This is a genomic window from Phocaeicola abscessus CCUG 55929 (assembly GCF_000312445.1).
In the GTDB taxonomy this organism is placed as follows: domain Bacteria; phylum Bacteroidota; class Bacteroidia; order Bacteroidales; family Bacteroidaceae; genus Phocaeicola; species Phocaeicola abscessus.
Genome location: NZ_HE997184.1, coordinates 372109 through 373437, shown reverse-complemented (window position 1 = coordinate 373437; position 1329 = coordinate 372109). Strand labels below are relative to the sequence as shown.

Sequence of the window (1329 nt, the reverse complement as noted above, 5' to 3'; positions counted from 1 at the left end):
TTCTCCGGCGTCATCCCCCTTCAGGGCGATGACCTGCACGGCCGGCAGCGTGTCGGCGGCACTCGCCGCCGTCGTCCGACCTTTCACTCCGGATTCCGTCATGTCCGCCTCCTTGCCCTCTGCCCCGGCGAGCGCGGTGACGGAAAAACCGATAGACCTGCCCTGCAGAGGGCTCTCTTCCCTCTCTTGGGAACATGCCGCATACAGCAGCAGGGATAGCAACAAACCGCCCCACACCAGTCGGGGGGCCGTGATAAAACGGTTGTCTTTGTTTCTTCTCATCTCATTTGAACTTTAGTGTTTGAATTACGGCCACAAGAGTTCGAACCGATAGCTGATTCCTAAATCTCTAATCTCTGATAAACGTGTGGACGGCGGGGGACAGAGGGCTTTCACCCTCCCCGTCCGCTTTGTCGGGTCGGTCCAACCCCCGCCGTCCTTGCCAAATCGTGATGCGACATCCTTTCCGGACGGAGTTTTTACATGTTGATGCCCACGTTTTCGTCCGTCCACGGGTCTACCGTCACGGTGAACTTGATGGGCCCGCCCAGGATCGGGTCGCCTCCGGTTCCCGGATTCGGGTCGATGGTCGGATCCGTAGGATTCTGCGGGTCTGTCGGGCTGGGGTCGATATAACCGCCGCCACCGCCGTCACCGCAGTAGTTCAGCGTGTAGATATACTTCTTGCCGGGCTGCCAGTTGGTATTGATCTTCACCGAGGAGTAGGCGAAGCGTCCCGGTGTCTTGGGATAGAGCTGCACGAAGTTGGAGCCGTCCTTACTGAAGATCTGACAGAGCACCGAAAGGTAAGCACCGTCGGCCGCCGTTCCTCCCGACCAGGGAGTCAGCTGTTGGGGGATCAGCAGGAAGTTGTGGTCTCCCGTGATGTTAGCCTCCGTGGAGGTCAGCGTGGTGGTGGCGGACAGCGAAGTGCTGTAGTCCTTCTGTGCGGAAGGTCCCGACCACTGGCTCTGTGCCAGCACGTAGCCCGTCGCCGTGGGCGTGGTGGGGAACGTGAAGTCGGCGGTAGAGGGGATGCGGCAGATCTTCACGCCCTTGACCTCTATCTTCATGTTGTCGTTGGAGCACTTGGCCTTGATCTCTATCTGCGCGAGGGCGTGCTTGAAGTTCATGGCCACGCCGGATGTCTCGTTGGCGGCTTTCGTGCCACTGTTGTATGAGATCACCAGGTCTTTCTGGTCGGCTACGACCGTCTCGGGGGTGAAGCCTGTAATCTTCTGCGAGGTCGCTGTCACAGCCGCTCCCGTCACAGTGGCGGGGGCGTAAGCGAAGAAGTTCAGCGAACCCGTGGTGGGCCAGTAATAGTTA

The 1329-nt window shown here is 59.4% G+C and carries 2 protein-coding genes; both read right to left on the bottom strand.

Annotated elements, in window-relative coordinates; translation table 11 throughout:
- A partial coding sequence (locus BN102_RS08025; protein ID WP_036787638.1) for a hypothetical protein occupies nt 1–282 on the bottom strand: 282 nt, incomplete at its 3' end.
- 197 nt (nt 283–479) lie between these two features.
- Nucleotides 480–1329, bottom strand: an 850-nt coding sequence (locus BN102_RS08020; RefSeq protein ID WP_019208607.1) for a fimbrillin family protein, incomplete at its 5' end; no start/stop codon positions are given.